General features: G+C 65.6%; 5 protein-coding genes and 1 pseudogene. 3 read left to right on the top strand and 3 right to left on the bottom strand.

Annotated elements, in window-relative coordinates:
- Positions 1 to 1,598: DNA helicase RecQ (gene recQ, locus CWO89_RS36990; RefSeq protein ID WP_130583308.1), on the bottom strand; the 1,598-nt coding region annotated here is incomplete at its 3' end.
- A 107-nt stretch (positions 1,599 to 1,705) separates the two neighbouring features.
- On the opposite strand from recQ, the gene CWO89_RS36985 reads away from it, so the two are divergent.
- From CWO89_RS36985 to CWO89_RS36975, 3 genes and pseudogenes are all read left to right on the top strand, one after another.
- Positions 1,706 to 3,055 carry a cytochrome c gene (locus CWO89_RS36985; RefSeq protein ID WP_130583307.1) on the top strand — a complete coding sequence of 450 codons (1,350 nt, stop codon included), beginning with the start codon at positions 1,706 to 1,708 and terminating at the stop codon, positions 3,053 to 3,055.
- Entirely contained in the window at positions 3,052 to 3,546 is a 495-nt protein-coding gene (locus CWO89_RS36980; protein ID WP_130583306.1) for a (2Fe-2S)-binding protein, read from the top strand. The genes CWO89_RS36985 and CWO89_RS36980 overlap by 4 nt, the downstream gene beginning before the upstream one ends.
- Positions 3,543 to 5,770 (top strand): annotated as a pseudogene (locus CWO89_RS36975) (xanthine dehydrogenase family protein molybdopterin-binding subunit). Before CWO89_RS36980 ends, CWO89_RS36975 begins: the two are co-directional and overlap by 4 nt.
- A gap of 134 nt (positions 5,771 to 5,904) precedes the next feature.
- On the opposite strand, the gene CWO89_RS36970 reads toward CWO89_RS36975, so the two are convergent.
- Both CWO89_RS36970 and CWO89_RS36965 read right to left on the bottom strand, forming a co-directional pair.
- A complete protein-coding gene (locus tag CWO89_RS36970) occupies positions 5,905 to 7,281 on the bottom strand; it encodes a vWA domain-containing protein (RefSeq protein WP_130583305.1) in 1,377 nt (458 codons plus the stop codon).
- A gap of 5 nt (positions 7,282 to 7,286) precedes the next feature.
- Entirely contained in the window at positions 7,287 to 8,234 is a 948-nt protein-coding gene (locus CWO89_RS36965) for an AAA family ATPase (protein WP_130583304.1), read from the bottom strand.
- Between the last annotated feature and the right edge of the window lie 241 nt (positions 8,235 to 8,475).

The following is an 8,475-nucleotide window of genomic DNA, read 5'->3' as shown; positions in this document are numbered from 1 at the left end:
CGCCGCGACTTGGACCGGATGGCGCGGTTGCGCGCGCCTTCCGCCTGCTCGCGCAGCAGCACCTCGGTCTCGCCCTTAAGGACGCCGCGCGCGCTCTCGGTCAGCTTCAGCGCGCCGAAAGCCTCGCCGTCGGCCCAAAGATGCCCCATGGCGACAAGCTGGCGCAGCACCGCGCGCCACTGCTTCTCGTTGAGCTCGCGGCCGACGCCGAATACCGAGAGCTGGTCGTGCCCGAACTGCTTGACGCGGTCGGTGAGGCGGCCGACCAGCACGTCGATCAGGTGCATGGCGCCGAAGCGCTGGCCGGTGCGATAGACGCAGGACAGCATCTTCTGCGCCAGGATCTTGCCGTCGCGCACGCGCGGCGGCGACAGGCAATTGTCGCAATTGCCGCAATTCTCTTCCCTTTGCATCTCGCCGAAATAGGCCAGCAGGCGCCGCCTGCGGCAGCCCACGGTTTCCGCCAGTGCCACCAGCGAATCAAGCTTGCCGATCGAGACGCGCTTATAGGCATCCGAGCCGGTGGACTCATCGATCATGCGGCGCTGCTGCACGATGTCGGAGAGGCCATAAGCCATCCACGCGCTTGATGCCTTGCCGTCCCGTCCCGCGCGGCCGGTCTCCTGGTAATAGGCTTCGATGCTCTTGGGCAGATCGAGATGGGCGACGAAGCGCACGTCCGGCTTGTCGATGCCCATGCCGAAAGCAACCGTGGCGACGATGACGATGCCGTCCTCGTTGATGAAGCGATCCTGGTTGCGTGCGCGCACGCTGGGCTCCAGCCCGGCGTGATAAGGCAGCGCCGGGATGCCGGCCGCGCTGAGCGAGGCCGCGACGTCTTCCACCTTGGCGCGCGACAGGCAATAGACCACGCCGGCTTCGCCCGCATGGCGCTCGGTGATGAACGCCTTCAACTGCGTCATCGAATTCACCTTGTCGATGATCTCGTAGCGGATGTTCGGCCGGTCGAAGCTCGAGACAAAGCGCGGCGCGTCGCCAAGCGAAAGCCGTTCGGCGATCTCCTCGCGCGTCAGTTCGTCGGCGGTCGCGGTGAGCGCCATCCGCGGCACGTCGGGAAAGCGCTCAGCGATCACGGAAAGGCCGATATATTCCGGCCGGAAATCATGGCCCCATTGCGAGACGCAATGTGCCTCGTCGATCGCAAACAGTGCGATCTTGGCCTGCGCCAGCAGGCCGAGGCAGCGCGGCGTCACCAGCCGCTCCGGCGCGACATAGAGCAGATCGAGATCGCCCGCGATCAGCCGGCGCTCGACTTCGCCTGCTTCCTGCGGCGACAGCGTCGAGTTCAGCACGGCCGCGTTGACGCCGGCCTCGGTGAGGCCCGCGACCTGGTCCCGCATCAGCGCGATCAGCGGCGAGACCACGATGCCGCAGCCCTCGCGCAGCAGCGACGGCAACTGGTAGCAGAGCGATTTGCCGCCGCCGGTCGGCATCAGCACCAGGCAATTGCCGCCATCGGTCACATGCCGGACGATCTCTTCCTGCGCGCCCCGGAACGCAGTGAGGCCGAACACGGAATTGAGCACGGCAAGCGCATCCCTGATGTCGCCGGACGCTCGGTTGAGGACAGAATCCATGTCGGTTTCAAACGCAGTCAAGAAGCGGTGATCGGGGGCCCCGCCGGCGAACGATGCCGGGATATCCGTGTTAAAACACGGTCCAACCACAAACTCAAATGGCCGGCATGGCGAGATCGCCACGGATCATCGCAGGCATTGTCGCTGTCGCGCTGGTTGTGGGCGCGGCGGCGGCCTTTGCGATGGTGTGGCGGCCGGCAATCGCCGCGATCGAGCCGCCGTCACCGGCATCGTTCGATCCAGCCGTGGTCAAGCGCGGCCGCGAACTCGCCGCGCTCGGCAATTGCAACAACTGCCACACCCGGCGGGACGGCCAGGATTTTGCCGGCGGCCTGCCGGTGCCGACCCCGTTCGGCGTGGTCTTTTCCTCCAACATCACGCCGGATCCGCAGACCGGCATCGGCCGATGGTCGGAAGCTGCGTTCGGGCGTGCCATGAGCACCGGCGTCAACCGCGAGGGCCAGCATCTCTATCCGACCTTTCCCTATGACCACTTCACCAATGTCACCGACGAGGACGACCGGGCGCTGTATGCGTTCCTGATGACGCGGCCGCCCGTGCATGCCGTGGCGCCGCGGAACGAACTCGTTTTTCCGCTGGACCAGCGGCCGATCATCGCGGGGTGGAAACTGCTGTTCCTGCGCCGCGAGACGTTCCAGCCGGATCCGGCAAAGAGCGCCGAATGGAACCGGGGCGCCTATCTGGTCGACGGCCTCGCCCATTGCGGCGCCTGCCACACGCCGCGCAATGCGCTGGGCGCCGAGCGCGTGAGGGCGCAATTTGCCGGGGGCGAGGCTGACAACTGGCGTGCTTATGCGCTTAACGACCGCGCGCATGCGCCGGTGCCGTGGAATGCGGAGTCGCTTTACGCTTATTTGCGCCATGGCTGGCATCCCGATCATGGCACCGCACGCGGGCCGATGGCGGAGGTCGTGAGCAACCTTTCCACGGTGCCCGACAGCGACGTGCGCGCCATCGCCATCTATATGGCCGACGTTTCCGGCGCGCCGAAGCCGGAACGCAATCGCGTTGCTGTGCTCGCGCAAGCCGAATCGGCACCTGCACAAGGAGACCCGACGGGTGGGGCGATCTACGCTGCGGCCTGCGCTGCCTGCCATGAATCCGGCCGGCCGCTGCCCTATGGCGGCGTCAACCTTGCGCTGAGCACCGCGGTCACGAGCCCCGATGCCCGCAACCTCGCCAATATCATTTTGGCCGGCGTCCCGGCGGTGGCGGGCGAACGCAGTCCGATCATGCCGGGCTTCGCCGCCAGCATGACCGACGCGCAGGTCGCTTCGCTCCTCAATTACCTGCGCGCGCGCTTCAGCAAGGAGCCGCCCTGGGCCGACGTTGAAAAGACCATTGCGGATGCGCGCCGCACCCAGACCGCGCTTCTCCAGACGTCCGCCGGCCCGCGCGATGCGCCGGCCGACCCTTCGCAGCGAGACCAGCCATGATGACATTGAAGGTCAACGGCCAGGAAAATCATATCGATGCCGATCCCGATACGCCGCTGCTCTACGTGCTTCGGGACGATCTGAAACTCAACGCCGCCAAGTTCGGCTGCGGGCTCGGCCAATGCGGCTCGTGCACCGTCATCGTCGATGGCAAGGCGGTGCTGTCCTGCGTGACGCCACTGCTGCTGCTCGAAGGCAAGCAGGTGACGACGCTGGAAGGTCTCGGCACCGTGTCCGCGCCGGCGCCGATCCAGCGCGCATTCATGGAAGAGCAGGCCGCGCAATGCGGCTATTGCATCGCCGGCATGATGATGCGGGCGCAGGCGCTGCTGCTCAGAAATCCAAAACCGACCGACGCCGAGATCCGTGCCGAGTTGCAGCCGAATCTTTGCCGTTGCGGCACCCATATGCGCATCCTGCGCGCGGTGCATCGCGCCGCGCGACTGATGGATACGGCGGATGCATCCGCAAACGAGAGGAGCGGCCAATGAATGCGCCTGTCATCCTCGACCGCCGCCGCGTGCTGCAGGGTGGCGGCGCCCTCATCGTCAGCTTCTCGCTAGGCCGCGCATTCGCGGAAGAAGGGGCGCCGGCGGTTGCGGGACCAAAGCGTCCGGGCAGCCTCGCGACCGCGCCCTATCTTGATTCGTGGCTCCGCATCGACGCCGATGGCCGCATCACCGCCTTCACCGGCAAGGCTGAACTGGGGCAGGGATTCAAGACGGCGTTCCAGCAGATCGCCGCCGAACAGCTCGACGTTCCCTTCGAAGCGATCCGCGTCGTCACCGCGGACACGCAACTCACGGCCAATGAGGGCTATACCGCAGGCAGTCACTCGATGCAGGATTCCGGCACCGCGATCCTGAACGCCGCCGCGCAGGTGCGCGAACTCCTGGTCGCGGAGGCGGCGAGGCGGCTCGGTCTCGCCGCCGAGAGCCTGAAGACCGATAACGGCGCGGTCGTCGATCCGGATGGCAGGCGGATCACTTACGGTGAACTGGTTGCCGCCGACATGCTCCATGTGCAGGCGCAGGCGCAATCGAAATTGAAGGATCCCGCGACCTTCAAGATCATGGGCCATCCGGTGCCGCGCGTGGACATCCCGGCAAAGGTCACGGGCGGTGAGGCCTATGTGCAGGACATGCGACTGGCCGGCATGGTGCATGCGCGCGTGGTGCGGCCGCCGAGCTGCGGCGCGCAGCTCGTCGAATGCGATGGCTCGGCCGTCGAGAAACTGCCCGGTGTCGTCAAGGTCGTGCGCGATGGCAATTTCCTCGCCGTCGTCGCGGACAAGGAATTTCAGGCGGTCAAGGCGATGAACGCGCTCGCCGCCGCCACGAAATGGAAGGAAAGCCCGAGCCTGCCGAAGCAGGATGATTTGCTCAATGTGATCACCAGCCTGCCCTCCCAGGGTTCCACAATCCTCAATCGCAGCGATCCTTCCGTCTCCGGCCAAAAGACCATTGAGGCCATTTACACCCGTCCCTATCAGTCGCATGGCTCGATCGGGCATCCTGCGCCGTGGCGCATTTCGTCGAAGGCGCGATGACGGTCTGGACGCACACCCAAGGCGTGTACCCCGACCGCCAGGCGATTGCGGAGATGCTGCGCATGCCGCCTGCGAGCGTCCGCCTGATCCATGTCGAGGGCTCCGGCTGCTACGGCCATAACGGCGCCGACGATGTCGCGGCCGACGCCGCCTTGATCGCGCGTGCGCTGCCGGACCGGCCCGTGCGCGTGCAATGGATGCGCGAGCAGGAACACGCCTGGGAGCCGTTCGGGCCGGCGATGGTGACGAAGCTGAAGGCCTCGCTCGACGCCGATGGCCGCATCGCCGACTGGAATTTCGCGGTGTGGAGCAACACCCATTCGATGCGGCCGGGCAATGCGGGCACGCTGCTTGCCGCGCAGCACATGGCGCAGGCCTTTGCCGTTCCGCCGCCAAAACCGTTGCCCTTGCCGGAAGGCGGCGGCGATCGCAACGCGATCCCGCTCTACACGTTTGCCAACGCGCGCGTGGTGCATCACTTCATTCCGGCGATGCCGCTGCGGATTTCGGCGATGCGCGGGCTCGGCGCCTATCACAACGTGTTCTCGATCGAGAGTTTCATGGACGAGCTTGCGGGGCTCGCCGACGCCGATCCGGTCGAGTTTCGCCTGCGGCATCTCGAGGATCGGCGCGGACGCGATGTCATCGAAAAGGCCGCGCAGGAATTTGGCTGGAGGCGGGATCAGAAACCGCAAGCCGGTCGCGGCTACGGCTTTGCCTTCGCCCGTTACAAGAACCTTGCGGCTTATTGTGCCATCGCGTCCGAAGTCGAGGTGGTCAGCGAGACCGGGCGCGCGCGGCTGTTGCGCGCGGTTGCAGCAGTCGATTCCGGGCAGGTTGTCAATCCGGACGGGCTGACCAACCAGATCGAGGGCGCGATCATGCAATCGATGAGCTGGACGCTGTATGAGAGCGTGAGCTTCGACGACACGCGGATCACCAGCGTCGATTGGCAGACCTATCCGATCCTGCGCTTCGACGCGGTGCCTGACCGCATCGACGTCCACATCATCAACCGCCCCGGCCAGCCGTTCCTCGGCAGCGGCGAGACCGGCCAGGGCCCCGCCGCAGCCTCGATCGCCAACGCCATCGCCCACGCCACCGGCAAACGCCTGCGCAACCTGCCTCTGACCCGTAAACGCATCAAGGACGCGATCGACGCGTGAGGCTGCTCCGGCTTCGCCTCACATGTGCAGCCAGCCCGTAGCCCGGATGGAGCGAAGCGCAATCCGGGACCACTCGTGCCGGCCGGCAAAGACCCCGCATTACGCTTCGCTTCATCCGGGCTACAAGGCCCGATCTACTGATACGTCGCGACGATATCGGACACTGCGCGCTCGAGCTGTTGGGCGGTGGCGCATTGGCGTACCACGCTGCAGAAGGTCGCGTAACGCGGCATCTCCGAATCGCCGAAGCCCCAGGTCATGCGTCCTTCGGGGTTGAGCCAGACCAGGCGTTTCGAGCGCTCGGCGATGCGGCGCAGGATGTCGGCGCGCGGATCGAGATTGTTGCTGCGGGCATCGCCGAGCACGATGACGGTGGTCTGCGGCGTGATCGCGTCCATCCAGCCCTTCTCGAAATCGGCAAGCGAATTGCCGTAGTCGGAGGAGCCGAAGCCGACCTTGGACATGATCTCGGCCATCGCCGCCTCAGGCGATTTCTCCTCCAATATGTCGCTCACCTCGATCAGATGGCCGGAGAAGGCAAAAGAGCGGACGTCGTCGACCACTTCGTGCAGCGAGTGGATCAACAGCAGGAAGAAATCGGACACCCGCGCGACCGAGCCGGAGACGTCGCAGAGCGCGACGATCTTCGGCCGGTCGCGGTGCTTGCGCTTCCAGGCGGTGAGGAAGGGCACGCCGCCCCAGGCCGCGTTTCGCCGCAGCGTGCGGCGGACGTCGAGATGGCCGCGGCGCTGGCGCTTGCGCGGTTTGGAGTAGCGTTCGCGCAGGCGGCGGGCGATCTGGCGGATCAGCGCGCGCATCTGCTCGACCTGGCGCGGCTCGATCCGGGCGAGCGGCGCATTCCGCAGGATCTCGTTGCGCAGGTTCTCGGTCTCCTCGCGGCCGTAGAGCAGAAGCGCCTGCGAGACCGTGTCGCGGACGGTGCCGCGCAATCCGTCAAGCGCCGCCTGCAGCCGTTCGGCCAGCGCCGGGTTGGTCGCGGTCAGATTGTCGAGATCGTCGCGCAGGCGCTGGATGCCCATGGCGTCCAGGATACGGCCCGAGAAGATGCCGCGCTGGGTGAAGTATCGGATGTTGGAAAGCGAGGCCGCGCCCGAGGCATTGGCGATCGCCGCCGATATCGCGTTGCGATCCTGCGACAGCAGCATCTGCGCGAGGGGGCCTAGATTCTCGGCTTGCTCGCCGCCGCCGCTTTCGCTCGAAGAATCGGAGCCGGCGTCGGAATCCGCCTGTTCCGAATTGTCTGCCTTGTTCTCTTCCGCCGTATCCTGCGCCGGCTCGGGCTGGCTGAAGAACAGATCAAAACATTCGCCAAGCGCGCGCTTCTCGTCCTGCGACTTGGCGAGCGTCAGCAGGAAGGTGTCGCGCAGAACGCCGCGATCGGCAAAGCCGACCTTTGAGACCGCGCGCATCGCATCGATACTTTCGGCGGGCGAGACCCGGACCCCGGCTCCGCGCGCGGCACGAAGGAACCGATGCAGGTTCTCGCGCATGGCGTCTACCCGAACACGCCCTGCCGCGACGCCTTGGCGATAAAGGTGGTGAGCTGCGGCCGCGCGGCCTCGATGTCGGCCTCGTATTTGAGCAGGACGTTCAGCGTATCCCTGACGATCTCGTGGTCGAGCTCGGTCGCCTGCAGCAGCACCAGCACGCGCGCCCAGTCGATGGTCTCGCTCACCGACGGCAGCTTCTTCAGGTCGAGGGTGCGGATTTCATGAATAAAGCCGACCATCTGTCGGCGCAGCGTCTGCGAGATGCCGGGCACGCGGCTCTCGACGATGCGCTCTTCCAGCTTCTGTTCGGGGAAACCGATATGCAGATGCAGGCAGCGCCGCTTCAGGGCGTCGCCGAGATCGCGCTCGCTGTTGGAGGTCAGGATCACGGTCGGCGGCGCGATCGCCGAAACCGTACCGAGCTCGGGAATGGTGACCTGGAAATCGCTGAGGATTTCGAGGAGCAGCGACTCGAACTCGGCGTCCGATTTGTCGATCTCGTCGATCAGCAGCACGCAGCCCGCCGGCTGCTCCAATGCTTGCAACAGCGGCCGCGGCTCGACGAATTCCTTGGAGAAGAACACATCGCCGAAGGCGTGGAGCTGGTCGAGCGCCTGATGCAGCGTCTGCGCGCCGCCCAGCACCTCACCGAGCTTGTCCTTCAAGATCTGCGTATAGAGGAGCTGTTTTGCATACTTCCACTCATACAGCGCCTTGGCCTCATCGAGCCCCTCGTAGCACTGCAGGCGGATCATCTTCATGCCGCGCCAGGTGGCGATCGCCTTCGCCAGCTCAGTCTTGCCGACGCCCGCGGGGCCTTCGACCAGGATCGGTTTCTCGATCTCTTGCGACAGATAAACCGCGGTCGCGATTTGCCGGCTCGCGATATAGCCTTGCGCGGCGAGACCGCTTTCGACGGCCTCGATCGAGGCCGCAGGCCGATTGTCAGCCACCGATGTAAGCTCCGGATTTGCCTTGGTGCATCAGATTGTTCTGCCTGCCTTGGCCGCAAAGCACAAGGCTCGTTTGCGTGAGGGCAGGCCCGGTTCCGGCATTTTCCGCCTAGCGATATTTGTTCTCGATCGGGGAGCGAACTCCGCTCCACCTCGCCCCGCCTGCGGCTGTCCGATTCACACATCGCGGAGCGCCAGACTGGTACCAAATTTGATGCGCTGGAAGGCTTCGAGCCCCAAG

It is taken from the genome of Bradyrhizobium sp. Leo170 (genome assembly GCF_004296405.1).
GTDB lineage: Bacteria > Pseudomonadota > Alphaproteobacteria > Rhizobiales > Xanthobacteraceae > Bradyrhizobium.
The sequence above is the reverse complement of the archived record's forward strand: the minus strand, read 5'-3'. Positions and strand labels throughout refer to the sequence as shown.

What these genes read in the sequence shown, in the direction of transcription:
- CWO89_RS36985 (WP_130583307.1), top strand. Translation starts at nt 1,706, where the DNA reads ATGGCGAGATCGCCACGGATCATCGCAGGCATTGTCGCTGTCGCGCTG.
- CWO89_RS36980 (WP_130583306.1), top strand. Translation starts at nt 3,052, where the DNA reads ATGATGACATTGAAGGTCAACGGCCAGGAAAATCATATCGATGCCGAT.
- CWO89_RS36970 (WP_130583305.1), bottom strand. Translation starts at nt 7,281, where the DNA reads ATGCGCGAGAACCTGCATCGGTTCCTTCGTGCCGCGCGCGGAGCCGGG.